Source organism: Caballeronia mineralivorans PML1(12) (genome assembly GCF_001028175.1).
GTDB lineage: Bacteria > Pseudomonadota > Gammaproteobacteria > Burkholderiales > Burkholderiaceae > Caballeronia > Caballeronia mineralivorans.
Map to the genome: position 1 here is coordinate 1 of NZ_AEJF01000059.1, position 14,228 is coordinate 14,228.

Annotated in this window: 13 protein-coding genes; 9 read left to right on the forward strand and 4 right to left on the reverse strand. The window is 60.1% G+C overall.

Annotation, left to right across the window (positions count from 1 at the left end; all coding sequences use genetic code 11):
• Positions 1 to 858: TauD/TfdA dioxygenase family protein (locus EOS_RS07365; protein ID WP_047845956.1), on the reverse strand; the 858-nt coding region annotated here is incomplete at its 3' end.
• Positions 859 to 1,170: 312 nt separating this feature from the next.
• On the opposite strand from EOS_RS07365, the gene EOS_RS07370 reads away from it, so the two are divergent.
• Positions 1,171 to 1,386, forward strand: coding sequence for a hypothetical protein (locus EOS_RS07370; protein WP_047845957.1), 216 nt, complete (start codon positions 1,171 to 1,173; stop codon positions 1,384 to 1,386).
• Between the two features lie 141 nt (positions 1,387 to 1,527).
• Here the strand turns inward: EOS_RS07370 and EOS_RS07375 are convergent, their stop codons facing one another.
• Positions 1,528 to 2,229, reverse strand: a complete 702-nt coding sequence (locus tag EOS_RS07375) for an NADPH-dependent FMN reductase (protein ID WP_407639111.1) — start codon at positions 2,227 to 2,229, stop codon at positions 1,528 to 1,530.
• 295 nt (positions 2,230 to 2,524) lie between these two features.
• Here EOS_RS07375 and EOS_RS07380 point away from each other — a divergent pair, with 295 nt between their 5' ends.
• The 8 genes from EOS_RS07380 (at position 2,525) to EOS_RS07410 (ending at position 10,041) form a co-directional block, all read left to right on the forward strand.
• Complete coding sequence (locus EOS_RS07380) at positions 2,525 to 3,559, forward strand: methionine ABC transporter ATP-binding protein (RefSeq protein WP_047845959.1); 1,035 nt, start codon at positions 2,525 to 2,527, stop codon at positions 3,557 to 3,559.
• Positions 3,549 to 4,202 (forward strand): methionine ABC transporter permease, encoded by a 654-nt coding sequence (locus tag EOS_RS07385; RefSeq protein ID WP_047845960.1) that lies wholly within the window; start codon positions 3,549 to 3,551, stop codon positions 4,200 to 4,202. The genes EOS_RS07380 and EOS_RS07385 overlap by 11 nt, the downstream gene beginning before the upstream one ends.
• 29 nt (positions 4,203 to 4,231) lie before the next feature.
• Positions 4,232 to 5,026: a MetQ/NlpA family ABC transporter substrate-binding protein gene (locus tag EOS_RS07390; RefSeq protein WP_047845961.1), complete on the forward strand. Its 795-nt coding sequence runs from the start codon at positions 4,232 to 4,234 to the stop codon at positions 5,024 to 5,026.
• Between the two features lie 227 nt (positions 5,027 to 5,253).
• Positions 5,254 to 6,270, forward strand: a complete 1,017-nt coding sequence (locus tag EOS_RS07395; protein ID WP_047845962.1) for an ABC transporter substrate-binding protein — start codon at positions 5,254 to 5,256, stop codon at positions 6,268 to 6,270.
• A 47-nt stretch (positions 6,271 to 6,317) separates the two neighbouring features.
• Positions 6,318 to 6,458, forward strand: coding sequence for a hypothetical protein (locus tag EOS_RS47945; protein WP_160312471.1), 141 nt, complete (start codon positions 6,318 to 6,320; stop codon positions 6,456 to 6,458).
• A 126-nt stretch (positions 6,459 to 6,584) separates the two neighbouring features.
• On the forward strand, positions 6,585 to 7,877 hold the full coding sequence (gene tcuC, locus EOS_RS07400) for an MFS transporter (RefSeq protein WP_047845996.1): 1,293 nt from the start codon (positions 6,585 to 6,587) through the stop codon (positions 7,875 to 7,877).
• 141 nt (positions 7,878 to 8,018) lie between these two features.
• Positions 8,019 to 8,696: a response regulator transcription factor gene (locus EOS_RS07405; protein WP_047845997.1), complete on the forward strand. Its 678-nt coding sequence runs from the start codon at positions 8,019 to 8,021 to the stop codon at positions 8,694 to 8,696.
• Positions 8,686 to 10,041: a sensor histidine kinase gene (locus tag EOS_RS07410; protein ID WP_047845963.1), complete on the forward strand. Its 1,356-nt coding sequence runs from the start codon at positions 8,686 to 8,688 to the stop codon at positions 10,039 to 10,041. The genes EOS_RS07405 and EOS_RS07410 overlap by 11 nt, the downstream gene beginning before the upstream one ends.
• Positions 10,042 to 10,098: 57 nt before the next feature.
• Here EOS_RS07410 and zwf read toward each other — a convergent pair whose 3' ends face one another.
• Together zwf and EOS_RS07420 are read right to left on the reverse strand one after the other, a co-directional pair.
• The gene (gene zwf / locus EOS_RS07415) at positions 10,099 to 11,574 is read right to left on the reverse strand and encodes a glucose-6-phosphate dehydrogenase (RefSeq protein ID WP_047845964.1); all 1,476 of its coding nucleotides are present in this window, start codon (positions 11,572 to 11,574) and stop codon (positions 10,099 to 10,101) included.
• A gap of 333 nt (positions 11,575 to 11,907) precedes the next feature.
• Complete coding sequence (locus EOS_RS07420) at positions 11,908 to 13,725, reverse strand: GGDEF domain-containing protein (RefSeq protein WP_047845965.1); 1,818 nt, start codon at positions 13,723 to 13,725, stop codon at positions 11,908 to 11,910.
• Positions 13,726 to 14,228: the final 503 nt, after the last annotated feature.

Genomic DNA, 14,228 nt, shown 5'->3' on the forward strand with positions numbered 1-14,228 from the left:
CGTCGCGCGCCGCACCACGCGGCGCGCGCTTTCGTCGTAGTCCGCTACCGCGTAGTGCTGGGTCGCCCGGTTGTCCCAGATCGCCACATCGCCCTGCGTCCAGCGCCAGCGCACCGTGTTTTCGAGGCGTGTCACATGGTCGTGGAAAAGCTCTTTCAACCGGTCCGAATCGCGTTGCGACAGGCCGACGAAACGCTGCACGAAATGACCCAGCACGAGACTGCGTTCGCCCGTTTCGGGATGCACTCGCACGACCGGATGCTCGGTCTCATAGACCGTCGACGTGAACTGTTCGCGATACGCAAGTTCGGCGTCGGTGGCGGGTGCGCTGCGGTTCGCCGCGTAGTCGTAGGTATTCGTATGAATGGCCCACAGGGAGTCCGCAAGGGCGCGTAGCGGGTCCGGCAGGCGGTTGTAGGCCTCCGCAGTGTTGGCCCAGACCGTATCGCCGCCAGCGGGCGGAATGACTACGCCGCGCAGGATCGAGATCTTTGGATAGGCTTCCACGAAGGTCACGTCCGTATGCCACGAATTGGCGCGCGTGCCGCTCTTCGAGTCGAGTTCCAGCAGACGGCTGCTGCCGGCAACCGATGGCACCGTCGGATGCGCGACCGTTTCGCCAAAGCGGCTGGCGAACGCTTCCTGCGCGGCGTCGTCGAGATGCGACTGGCCGCGAAAGAAGATCGCTTTATGCCGCAGCAGCGCGGCGTTGATGGCTGAAATGGTCGAGTCGTCCAGATCCGGCCCGAGGCGCACGCCCCGGATCTCGGCGCCGATTCGGCCGCCCACCGGGTGGATGTCGAGGTCCAGCGCAAGGGAGGGTTCGGCGGCAACGGCAGGCGTGGCGATGAGGGTCATCGAGTGCTCCTTGGGGATTTGTGGGTATCTGGTCGCTCGCGCGGTTGGCGCGGGCAGAAAATTGAAGCGGCAATAAATTGAAGCATTCGCCCGCGAACGCGGCAACGAAGCGATTGGACTTTGCTTTACACACGGGACGTGCGTCGTTTATGAGAGACGTGTAACGGAATGCGGGCTTAATAAGGGCTTGATACAGGGCTCAATAGATTTAAGCCTCAGATATACAAATGAATAAAAAATGGTTTCCGGGTGTTCTTCTTTGACCTACCTTTTACTTAGCGGTAGCCCGGAACGCGTTCAAGGAGAACTGCGATGTCTGAACCGAAAGCCATTTTCAGGAACTGGGGCAGTGAAGTGCTGCGGCACTGGCGCGAACGGCGTGCGCTTGCCGCCAATCAATCACGGGAGGCGGCACGCGAGCCGTACGATCTCGAACGCATTGCGACCTGCGCATGCAGCGGTTATTTCCACACGGGGTATGCGCTCGATCCGTTCGTGTTCACGCCCGAATTGCGGTTCAAGGACTAGATGCCGGAGCCGGCCGGTAGCCGGCGCGTACTCCTGAACAATATTGGGACTTGATTGACCTGAGAAATCCAGCTTTAATGCCGCCCGGATCATTCGGGCGGGCTTATATCGAAGGCCAACGTCGCGCTCAGGCCAGTTGTTTCAACCAGCAAGTGTCGATGCTTCATTCCGCAGATCCTGGCCACCAAGCACATCGCGTGCATTGAACGCCAGCGCGAACTGAGTGGCTTGCCGGCCCACCGTCGCCAACTGCTCCGCGACCTTCGGGTCAGAGCAGGAGTCGATCGTTTCGAAGCGCGTTTCCAGCGAATTGACAGCCGCGCCATACGGCGTCGGCCAGCCTCGCAGCGCATGCACGATCGAGCGCAAGGACGTGAGCACCGCGCCGCCACCCTGCCAGCCATAAGCTGTTACCACGCAGCCGACCGCACGGCCGTCGAGGTAGGGACGTTTGTCGTCGCGCAGTTCTTCCAGCGTATCCAGCGCGTTCTTGACCAGCCCCGAGACACCGCCGTGGTATCCCGGCGTTGCAATGATCACCGCATCTGCTTCACGAACGGCTTCGATAAGTTCGAGCTGTGCTTCCGTACGCTCGCCGTGTTCGGGCGCGTAGTGAGGCAGCGAGTGCAGGAACGTGCCGCCAAACAGGCGCGTGCGTGCGCCTTCGGCTTCGGCGCCGCGCAGCGCGAGGCGAAGCGCGCGTTCAGTCGATGAAGCCGCGCGGGTCGTGCCACCGATGCCGACCACGAGAGGCCGGCGAAATTCAAAGCTTTTCAACGAAATACTCCCAGGATTGCAGTGGAGCCGCGCATGCGCACCGGTTCGTACGCAAAAGCGCCGCAGCGTATTGTGTGGATCATGCATGGATCATGCGGCCATCTTAGCTACCGATTCTGCGCGATGGAACCGAGCTTTGCTTGAATCGATATGAGCTTTGCGTATTTCGGAGCCTGTCGATACCCCTCGCGCCCGCGCTCCAGATCGTTCATACGCAGAAGTAATTAGCCTCGCGTAATAGATTATTAAGGCGGCGGCGCAGGTTACGTTAAACTTTCGCCTCTTGAGAACCAGGGATGAACGGCGGCCGGCTGCCCGAGCGAACTCGCTCAACGGGAAGTCCGCCGCTTTTTTTGTTTACATGATCGAAATACGCAATCTGTCGCAACGTTTCGCCGGCCCACGAGGCTGGATCGAAGCGTTGCACAATGTCAACTTGACGATTCCGCCGGGCGAAGTGTTCGGCATCATCGGTCGCAGCGGCGCCGGTAAAAGCACGCTGGTGCGTACGATCAACCTGCTGACGCGGCCGAGCGAAGGTAGCGTGATCGTCGACGGCCGCGACCTCACCACGCTGCCCGCCGCGCAATTGCGCACGGCGCGCCGCGACATCGGCATGATCTTCCAGCACTTCAACTTGCTGTCGTCGCGCACCGTGTTCGACAACGTCGCGCTGCCGCTCGAACTCGCCGGCATGAAGCGCGGCGAGATCGAGGCGACCGTGTTGCCGCTGCTGGAACTCGTCGGCCTCACCACGCAAAAGGATCGCTATCCTGCGCAGATCAGCGGTGGCCAGAAGCAGCGCGTGGGGATCGCCCGGGCGCTTGCGAGCAAACCGAAAGTGCTGCTCTCCGACGAAGCCACCTCCGCGCTGGATCCTGAAACCACGCGCTCCATTCTTGATCTGCTGCGCAGGATCAACAAGGAACTCGGCCTCACGATCGTGCTGATCACGCACCAGATGGACGTGATCAAGCAGGTCTGCGATCGCGTTGCGGTGCTCGATGCCGGGCGTGTAGTAGAGGAAGGCAACGTGGTCGATGTATTCATGCAGCCGCATCACGAAGTCACGCGCGCGTTGATTGGCGACGTGATCGCGCACGAGTTGCCGCCTGCGTTGAAGCTGCGCGTGGCCGAGCGTCTGAAAACCGGCAGCGGTCATTTGCTGCGGCTTGCGTTCACGGGTTCCGGTGTCGATCAACCCATCCTCTCCGAAACAATCCGCCGCTTCGAACTCGATTTCAACATCCTGCACGGGCAGATCGACGAGATCCAGGGCCAGGCGTTCGGTTCGCTGGCGGTGCTCGCGGGCGGTCGGCCGGCGAACGTCGCCGAGGCGATTGCGTACCTGCGTGAACAAGGCGTGGTGGTAGAGGAGATGTCCCATGTTGAGTGAAATGTTCGATATGTTCGTCCAGTCGTTCTGGGAAACGCTCGTCATGGTGGGCATTTCCGGACTGGTCGGCGCGGCTTTGGGGCTGCCGCTGGGCGTGCTGCTGTATCTCACCGACCGCGATGGCGTGTTGCGCAATCTCGCAGTGAACCGGGTCATGGGCGGCATCGTCAATGCGGTGCGTTCGACACCCTTTATCATTCTGCTGGTCGCGGTGATTCCGTTCACGCGGCTGGTGGTCGGGTCGTCCATCGGCACAATGGCCGCAGTGGTTCCGCTGACTATCGCGGCCGCGCCGTTCATTGCGCGGCTGGTGGAGACGGCATTGCGCGAGGTCGATCGCGGCTTGATCGAAGCGGCGCAGGCAATGGGCGCCACGACGAGCCAGATCGTCTTCAAGGTGCTGCTGCCGGAGTCCTTGCCGGGTGTGGTTGCCGGTTTGACCATCACGTTCGTGTCGCTGGTCGGTTACTCGGCAATGGCCGGTGCAATCGGCGGCGGCGGTCTGGGCGACCTGGGTATTCGCTACGGGTACCAGCGTTTCCTGCCGGAAGTGATGCTGACGGTGGTCGTGATTTTGATCGTGTTCGTGCAACTGGTGCAGTCGCTTGGCGACTGGTTTGTGCGCCGGCTCAGCCACAAATAATTTTTTATACAAAGCTCAAGGGTTAGTCCATGCAACGTCGATTCATTCTCAAGCTCGCCGCCGTGTTCGGCGCAACGGCACTTCTCGCTAACGTCGCGCAAGCCGATGAAACCATCAAGGTCGGCGTGACCGGCGGTCCGCACGCGCAGGTCATGGAAGTCGTGAAGCAGGTGGCCGCGAAGAACGGCTTGAACATCAAGATTGTCGAGTTTGCCGACTATGTCCAGCCGAATGCGGCGCTGGCTTCGGGCGATCTCGACGCAAACAGCTACCAGCACACGCCGTATCTCGACGCGCAGGTCAAGGATCGCGGCTACAAGCTGATCAAGATCGCCGATACGGTCACGTTCCCCATGGGCATCTATTCGAAGAAGTTCAAGTTGCTGACGCAGTTGCCGGTGGGCGCACGCATCGCCGTGCCGAACGATCCGACCAACGGCGGCCGTGCACTCTTGCTGCTGCAGAAGAACGGCTTGCTGAAATTGCGCGCGGATGCCGGCTTGAAAGCGACGCCGCTTGATATCGTCGATAACCCGAGGAAGCTGAAGATCGTCGAACTCGACGCCGCGCAAATCCCGCGTTCGCTCGCGGATGTGGACGCCGCCGCGATCAATACGAACTTCGCGATGGAAGCAGGGTTGAAGCCGAAGCAGGACGCGATCGCGATTGAAGATCCGAACGGCCCGTACTCGAACATTATCGCTATCCGCGCCGTCGACAAGGACAAGCCGTGGGTCGCGAAACTCGTGGCTGCGTATCACTCTCCGGAAGTGAAGCAGTTCATTGAAACGAAATATGCGGGCGCGGTGATCGCCGCCTGGTAAGGTTTGGTTCAGGCAAGAAACTGTAAGAAAATCTGGAAATTGCGCGCTCTCTCCCCGACGGGTTAGGGCGCGTTGTCATTTGGATCGCGGATAATCCTTCCCGCTGAGGGTAAACGCCAACATTTTTCCGCCGTAGCAGAAAGCAGGCAGAAGGCTTTCACTTCTTATACTTGCCGGACATTAGAACAAGATGCCGGTTCGCCACGGATAGATGGAGACGTTTGACGATGCAGTTTCCCCCCCGCTTTTTCACGCTTGCTTGCACGCTTGCCGCGCTGTTATGCGGCGCGACGCAGGCTCATGCGGAAAAGCTGACGCTGATGGCGGGAGGCACCTCGAAGATCGTCTATCTGCCGTTGATCCTTGCTTCGCAACTCGGTTATTTCAAGGACGAGGGACTCGAATTCGAGATCCTCTCCCAGCCGGCCGGCGTCGATACCGCGACGGAATTGCTGGCCGGCGCGATCCAGGGTGCGGTCGGATTCTATGATCACACGATTGATCTCCAGAGCCGCGGCAAGGACGTTCAAGCGCTGGTCGTGTTCAGCAAGAGCGCGGGGCTGGTCGAGTTGGTCTCGAAGAAATCCGCGGCGGGTTTCAACACCATGGCCGACGCGAAAGGCAAGACGCTCGGCGTGACGGGATTAGGATCGTCGACGAACTTCCTGACCCATTATCTTGCCGCGCGCGCCGGGTTGTCGCCGAAGGAATACACCGTGTTGCCGGTCGGGTCCGACGACACTTTTATTGCGGCAATGGACCAGGGCCGTATCGACGCCGGAATGGTCGAGGAGCCGAGCGCGAGCCGGCTGCTGGCAAGCGGCGGTGCGAAAGTGCTCGTGGACATGCGTAGCGCCGCAGGCACCGCGGCGGCGCTTGGCGGCCCGTATGTCGGCCCCTGTTTTTACGCTGAGCGGAGCTGGATCAACACGCATCGCGACGAAACGCAGAAGCTCGTGCGCGCGATGGTGCGCTCGCTCGCGTTTATTGCAAGCCATAGCGCCGAAGAGATAACGGCCAAGGTGCCTCGCGATTTCTATGGGCCGGACAAGGCGCTTTATATCAGCGCCCTCAAGGCTTCCATGCCGATGTTCACGAAGGACGGGCGGATGCCGGACGGTACGCCCGCAGCGGTGCTGAAGGTGCTCACGCTGGCCAACTCGTCGATCGATCCCCGCCATATCGATTTGTCGAGGACCTACACGAACGAGTTTGTCGATCATGTGCAGACCGGTGCGAAATAACGAAATAGCCCGGAACCGGCGACTCATTTAATCTTCCGAATCGATCGATGAAAGCGATACGCATAGAACAGTACGGCGGCCTCGAAGTCCTGATTCGTCAGGATATCGAAGTTCCCGAACCGGGACAGGGTGAAGTGCAGCGCATGCCGAGCTGGAGGAGTGGCGCCAGTTGGGCAAGTCGGTATTGATGATCGGATAACTGCTGTCAATAAGACCGGTGCGGTCGCGCCGGTCGTTGTTAATTGTTGTCGAATGCGGTGACCGCCGGTGCTATTGCGTACCGGAACACCGCATCTTTTGAGAAGGCCAAGTTTATGTCCTCACACGCTATGTCCGCCAACGAGTCGAAATTCAAGTCGGTATTTCGGGTTGTCAGCGGTAACTTCCTCGAAATGTACGACTTCATGGTCTACGGCTATTACGCCTCGGCCATCGCCAAGACGTATTTCCCGAGCGGTAACGAGTTCGCCTCGCTAATGCTCGCGCTGTCGGTGTTTGGCGCCGGCTTCCTGATGCGCCCGATCGGCGCCATCGTGCTTGGCGCGTACATCGATCATCACGGGCGGCGCAAGGGCCTGATCCTCACGCTCGGCCTGATGGCTGTCGGCACCTTGCTGGTCGCGGTGATTCCAGGGTACGCGACCATCGGCGTTCTCGCGCCGATCATCGTGTTGCTCGGGCGCTTGCTGCAAGGCTTCTCGGCGGGCGTGGAACTCGGCGGCGTCTCGGTGTATCTCTCCGAGATCGCGACCAAGGGCAACAAGGGCTTTTATTGCTCGTGGCAGTCCGGCAGCCAGCAAGTGGCTGTGGTGTTTGCTGCGCTGATCGGCGTGACCATGAGCCGGATCTTGCCGCCTGACCAGATGACTTCGTGGGGCTGGCGTGTGCCGTTCATCATCGGTTGCCTGATTGTGCCGTTCCTGTTCATCATTCGCCGTTCGTTGCAGGAAACTGAAGAGTTCCTCGCACGCAAGCACCGTCCGAAGATGGGCGAGATCATGAAGTCGATGCTCTCGAACTGGGGCGTCGTGCTGGCCGGCATGGGCATGGTGATCATGACGACCGTGTCGTTCTACATGATCACGGCCTACACACCGACCTTCGGCAAGGAAGTGCTGAAGCTTTCTTCCATCGATGCGTTGGTGGTGACGGTGTTTGTCGGTTTGTCGAATCTCGTGTGGCTGCCGCTTTCCGGTGCGATTTCCGACCGTGTCGGACGCCGCCCGGTGCTGCTGTTCTTCACGATCCTGACCGTCCTCACATCGTATCCGGCGGTGCAGTGGCTGGTTGCCGATCCGTCGTTCCTGCGTTTGCTCGAAGTGGAGTTGTGGCTCTCGTTCCTCTACGGTAGCTATAACGGCGCGATGGTCGTGGCGCTCACCGAAGTCATGCCGGTCGAAGTGCGTACGACGGGTTTCTCGCTGGCGTACAGTCTCGCGACGACGATCGGCGGCTTCACGCCTGCCATCTCCACATACCTGATCCACGCGACCGGCAACAAGGCGGCGCCGGGCGCATGGATGGGCCTCGCTGCGGTCTGCGGGTTGATCGCGACGCTGATCCTGTATCGCTCCACGGAAGCACGCAGGCAATACAAGGCGGCTTGAGCGAGGCGCCAAACAGAGTGGCTATATCAAGAGCAAGCTACACTTCGCCTAGGGCCGTGCGCCCGGCGGAGCGCTTGGCTGGCTTGAACCACGCGTTTGCCGGGCTGGCGGACAACGCCCATGCATAACGTGGTGAACCTGATGAAGCTACTGCTGGTCGAGGACAATGAGCAACTGGCTCATTGGCTCGCAAAGATTCTGGAAGACGATGGTTTCGTGCTCGATCGCGTCAGCGACGGCGACGCGGCTGACAGGTTCCTGCGCACGACGCGTTACGACGTCGTGCTGCTCGACCTGAACCTGCCGAACCTGTCGGGCAAGGGCGTGTTGCGGCGTCTGCGGGAACGCGGCGACGACACGCCCGTTCTCATTTTGACGGCAAGCGGTTCTGTCGATGAAAAAGTGATTTGCCTGAGTGCCGGCGCAGACGACTACCTTGTCAAGCCGTTCGACGCGCGTGAGCTGGTCGCGCGTGTCAAGGTCCTGGTGCGGCGCCAGTTGCCCTCGCGCTCGAACAGCACGCGATGCGGCGACCTTTCCTACGATATCGACCGGCGGCAGTTTTCAGTATCGGGCGAGACGCTCAGCCTGACACCGAGAGAGCATGCCGTGCTCGAGACCCTGATTCTCAAGGCTAAGAAAACCGTATCCAAGCCGATGCTCGCCGATTCGCTCGGCAGTTCGTCAACGCATACGAGCGAAGACGCTATCGAGATTTATGTCTCGCGGCTGCGCAAGAAACTTGAGAAAAGCACCGCGACGATCATTACGCTTAGAGGCCTGGGTTATCTGTTGCAAGCCAGCAGCGATGACGAATAGCCTGCGCCTTCGGCTTTTGCTGTGGTTGTTGTTGCCACTGACGGTTTATGTGCTCGCAGCAGGTTTCATGGCCCGTGAGAGCGCGCAGAAAACCGCGAGCCTCATTCAGGACAACGCGCTGCTTGCATCCGCGCGCGTGATGGCCGGCGACGTCAAATGGGACGACAGTTTCCTGCATGCGGACATTTCCCCGAGCGCCATCGAGATCCTGAGTTCGCCGTATGGCGACCGGGTATTTTTTCGCATCCGGGTCATCGACGGACCCGCAATTGCGGGGACGACGGATCTTGAGCAAGTCGAGCCGGCGAGTTCGCCTGGATGGTACGACACCAACATCGACGGGCAACCGGTGCGGGCGGTCTCCATCATCCGGCCGATGTACGACTCTGGCGAAAGCAAGCGCATCCTGGTGTCGGTCGGCAGGACTGAACTGGAGCGCGATGCATTGGCGGCGGAACTATGGCGGCCGCAACTGCTGCATTTCGCGGAGATCATTGCGATTGCGGTCGTGCTGGTGTGCGTCGGCCTGACCTTTGAGCTGCGGCACCTGATGGCGCTCACCAACGACGTTCGCGACCGCGCGCCGAACGAACTGGTGCCGTTGCGCTCGGAACATCTTCAGAGCGAGCTGCGGCCTATTGTCGATGCGATCAACCAGTGCATTGCCCGGATCGAGCGGCAGACCGCCATGCAACGGCGGTTCATCGCGCATGCGGCGCATCAGCTGAGGACGCCGCTAACATTGCTTGGCGCGCAGCTACAGTATGCGCGTCGCCACGATGATCTCGCCACGGTGAAAGAGACCTTGTCGGCGATGCATAAGAGTAATGGGGCGCTGGTGTCGCTGACTAACCAACTGCTCCTGCTCGCGCAAGCCGAGACTGCTGATTACAGTCATTTCGAAGGCGAGCGTGTCGATCTGCGCGAGGTTGCGACGACTGTCATTGAAGAGCTGGCGCTGCTTGCACAGCGTCGCGGGATCGAGCTTGCGGCGCAGCTTGCCGACGATGCGGTAGTGCTGGGCAATGCGCGTTTATTGTCCGTGCTTGTTTTCAATCTGATCGATAACGCTGTCCGATACACGCCTGCATCAGGGCACGTAACCTTGTTGATCGAGCGGCGTGACAAGACGATTGTGCTTGCCGTAACGGATGACGGGCCCGGTATTCCAGCGGATGTGCGCGATCGCGTTTTTGAGCCGTTCTTCAGGGCTTCGGCGGAAGAGGGTAGCGGGCTGGGCCTGGCTATCGTGCGGGAGATCGTGCGTGCGCACCGGGCGACGATCAGGCTTGAGGATGGCCCCGGTGGCAAGGGGCTTGCAGCGGTGGTTCGGTTTTCGATCTAAATAGAGCAGCCGGCTTTGTTTCGCTCGCGCCGATGAACCGGCGCGAGCGAAACAACTTCAAGCCTCTTCCGCCCAGGCCATATTCTCCCGCGCCATCAACGCTGATGACGCCGCCGGTCCGAACGTCCCCGAGGTATAAGTCCGCGGACGATCGTTCAGTTCCTGCCAGCCGTCCAGGATCGGTTCCACCCACGCCCATGCCGCTTCGAGTTCATCGCGACGCATGAAATGCGTAAGACGCCCGCGCATCACATCGATCAACAGCCGTTCATAGGCTTCCGCGCGACGTTCCGTAAAGGCCTGCTGCAGGTCCAGATTCAAATTGACCGGCAGCATATGCATGCCGCTACCCGGCTCTTTCGCGAGCATCTGCAACTGGATCGATTCCTCAGGCTGCAACTGGATGATCAGCCGGTTGCCATAGTTACGCGGCCCGCTTGGAATGATCGAGAACGGCAGATCGGCGAAGTCGATCACAATCTCCGATTGTTTCTTCTGCAAGCGCTTGCCCGTACGCAGGAAGAACGGCACGTTCGCCCAGCGCCAGTTGTTGATGTGCGCCCGGATTGCAACAAACGTCTCCGCACGGCTCTCCGCCGGCACGTTGTCCTCTTCCAGATACCCCTTGACCGGCTCGCCGCCGATCGCGCCCGGACTGTACTGGCCACGTACGGTATCGCGGGCGATATCCGCGACTGTCATCTTGCGCAGCGAACGCAGCACCTTCAGTTTTTCGTCGCGCACGGCATCCGGATCGAGCGATACGGGCGGCTCCATGGCCACGATGCACAACAGCTGCAACAGATGGTTCTGCACCATGTCGCGCAATGCGCCCGTCTGGTCGTAGAAGCCCGCGCGGCTGCCCACGCCGACTGTTTCGGCCACGGTAATCTGCACGCTCTTGATATACGGCGCTTGCCACAGCGGTCCGAAGATCGCGTTGCCGAAACGCAGCACCATCAGGTTCTGCACCGTTTCCTTGCCGAGATAGTGGTCGATGCGGTAGATCTGCGCTTCGGCGAAATGGCGGCCGACTGAAGCGTTGATTGCCTGCGCCGACGCGAGATCGTGGCCGAGCGGTTTCTCCAGCACGACGCGCGAGTTGTTATCGACCAGCCCGGACGCTGCGAGGTTGTCGCAGATCGTCGTGAAGAGGTCCGGCGAAGTCGCGAGGTAAAACACCCCGCATACGTCTTTGCGCGCAATTTCCGCAAGGTTCAGATAGTCGCTTGCCGAATCGATATTGATGCGCACGTACTCGAAGAGAGCGAGGAACGTGTCCCAGGCTTGCGGGTCGAGCGCCTTCTTGTCGACGAACGGTTTCGATTGCTCTTCCACGAACTGCACGTATTGCTCGCGCGACCAGTCGCGTCGCCCGATCGCGATGATGCGCGTTTGCGGCGGCAGGTTGCAGTGCAGATGCGCCATGTAAAGCGCCGGCAGGAGCTTGCGTGCGGACAGGTCGCCGGCACCGCCGAAAATGATCATGTCGACAGGAAGATCGAGCGCAGCTGAAGAGGTTTGAGTGGTCATGGTGCGTATGGAGTCGCGGGTTGGTGCAGTCAGAATTGCGCTCCGCAGAGCGGGCCTTTTACGACGCTGAGTATGTCGTTATACCAGTTACGCTTTAAACCGGCTTGTTCGTGCAGGGCGAGCAGGGCCGCCGTTCACGATCCTCAGAATACTAGAGAAAAAGCGTCCGGCCGGTCGGGAAACGACGCGACGGTCTGCCTGTAACTTTAGTGTAAGTATGCGACCGGCGCACGGCAATCGATATCGATGAGCGTGGATTGTGGGGGAGCGAGCAGATGATGCGGTGGACGCCGCTCTCGCCTCTACAGCGAGTGGCGCGACATCCTTGAACGCTCAGACGGATCGATGATGCGCGAAATCGATCGCGACCATGCCGCTTCTTTCCTTCTTGACGCGACGCTTGGCGATGGCCGCGACCGCGCCTATTTCCTCGCTGATGCGTGCCGTTCCCGCGGCCACCCTGACTGCGCCGATGGACATGGTGACGAAGCCAAAGAACAGCCGCCGGCGGCTCCGGTCCTCGCTGTAGATGCCACCTGCCAGCCGGTCTTCCGGTGAATAGAAACGCTTGATCTCTTCGTTGAAGCGGCTAATGGCCTGGAGGCTGCGACTGTGCCAGTCCGCGCTTTGAAACAGCATCAGGAAGTCGTCGCCGCCGATGTGGCCGAGAAAATCGTACGCTGGTTCGCAGACCGAGCGTAAGGCAGCCGCGGCCGCCTTGAGCACTTCGTCGCCTTGCCAATAACCGTAGTAATCGTTGAATGGCTTGAAGTCGTCGAGATCGACGTAACACGCAACGAAGTCGACGCCGCTGTCGATCAGCCGCTCGACGTGCGAGTTGATCGGCACGTTGCCGGGAAGAAACGTCAACGGGTTGGCATAACGCGCCGCCTCCAGGCGGATTTCCGTCACGGCGCGCACGAGGCGCTCGCCGGTGGCGAGGCCCACGTAACGGCCTGAGTCGGTGATGATGAGGCCGTCGGAGAGATAGCGCAGGTCGTCGTTGGCGAGCATATGTGCCACCTGTTCCAGCGTGGCATAACGTTCGACCACGAGCGGCGCCGGATTGGCAAACTGCAGGCAAGGACGCTTGCCGAACAGTTCCCGATGGTAGGGCAGCGCGTACTGGTCCATGAAGGCGCGGCGGTTGATGAGCGCGACCGGCCGGCCGTTGTCGATGATCGCCACCGCGTGCAAATCCGGCGCCACGTTGAACAGGTCGACCACGTGGTCGTTGCGCGCGTCGAGTGGCAATGAGGGCGCCAGAATCAGCATCCGATCCAGTTCGAATCCGCCCTTGCTGGCTTCGCGATGGGTATGGGTATGGGAGGGGTAGACGGTGATCTGCGACGAGCGCAACGACTGCTGTATGGGTACGGGCAATGTCTGGCTAGGCAGCGCAGCCGGGCGTCCCAGCAAGAATCCTTGTCCATACGTGATGCCCAGGTCGCGGACAATTCCCAGGTCGGTCGGGCGTTCGATACCCTCGGCAATCAGTTCGGCGCCGGTTGCCCTGGCAAACGCAGCCATCGTTTTGACGGCCTCGAATTTCAACGGATCGAGCGCGATGTTGTCGATGAAAAACCGGTCGATCTTGACGTAGCCGGGCACCAGCCGCACCCAGAGATTCAGGCTCGCATTTGCGCTGCCGTAGTCGTCGAGCGCGAACGCGGCCCCGGTGGAACGTAGCGCGCGAACGGTGGCGTCGAAGCGCTCGTGATCGGTAATGACGCTCTGCTCGGTCAGCTCGATCACCACGCGCTCAGGCAGAAGCGCACTGGCGCCGAGCAGGGTGGCAATGCCGTCAGCGTCGCCGTCGCCATTGCCGAAGCTCGCTTCTATAACAGCCGCGCTTGCGTTGATGAAAAGCAGGCCGGCGCCCTCGAGGCGCGTAAAGGATTCGCAACATACCCGTGCCGCGGCTATCTCCAGCCTGTGCGCCGAGCCTTCCTGCTGCGCCTGCGTGAACAAGCCGCGCGGCGTCGCGAGCGACGTGTCCGCCGGGCCGCGGATGAGTCCTTCATGCCCTGCAATCTCTCCGTCGGCCAAGCGCACGATGGGCTGAAAGACCGCCCATAGCGCACGGTCGGCGATCAACGCGTCGATCGTCGACGGCGCGCCGTGTGTGACATGAAGAGTAGAGAATTGCATGGGGAATCTCGTTGATCTGGCTGTCTAACGGCGCGACGCCGTACGAATTGAATGAACTTTTTATGACCTTGGGCACCAGGTCGGTGCGGCAGACCGTGCGGAAGCAGCAAACGTATTCTCGATCAATCCTATTCCGAGTGCCCGTAGTCGCCACTTCAGTGTTCATTAAAACCCGGTATTGATTTTTTAATATGAATTAAAATTCATAGTGAATGGATTTTAATGAAAATTATGATAGTAGATTTTGAATAAGAGTGTAAATTAATAGTAGATCTATTGAAAATACACCGCTGATTTGGCATACCGGACGAAACAGTATATTGTTCAGTTTTCTTTCGCGGCCGGCACCTTTTCTGCGGCTTCAAGGTTATTCGTGCAGCGACTGCCGCCGGACATCGGGTCATATCTGAGTGAGCCGGCGCCCTGTAGATTCGAGTCGGCCATCGTTCACGCGCAGTGAGAAACGGAGCGCAGCGGTAATATCGAGGTAAATCAAGATTAAG